This window comes from Winogradskyella poriferorum (assembly GCF_050618035.1).
Lineage (GTDB): Bacteria > Bacteroidota > Bacteroidia > Flavobacteriales > Flavobacteriaceae > Winogradskyella > Winogradskyella poriferorum_A.
Genome location: NZ_JBODPY010000361.1, coordinates 1 through 207 on the forward strand (window position 1 = coordinate 1; position 207 = coordinate 207).

A 207-nucleotide genomic window follows, 5' to 3' on the forward strand; every position below is an offset into this window, starting at 1 on the left:
CACTTTAGGGATAAGTTATCAGAAAATGACAAAGCATCGATTAAAATTGCCTTTACAAGTAGTATTGGATCTAACTACTTTTTTGAAATTGCCAAGCTGTGGGCTCTAAGAAGTCTTTGGTCGGTCTTGGCAGTTACATTTGTATATAACCAAAGGTGCCGTATTATTGCTATTCCAAGTGCGCGCAACAAAAAAATTTATGATTAC

Annotated in this window: 1 protein-coding gene; it reads left to right on the forward strand. The window is 35.7% G+C overall.

Annotated features, from left to right (window positions below; translation table 11 throughout):
* Positions 1–207: methylmalonyl-CoA mutase family protein (locus ACRHOC_RS16060; RefSeq protein WP_431159546.1), on the forward strand; the 207-nt coding region annotated here is incomplete at both ends.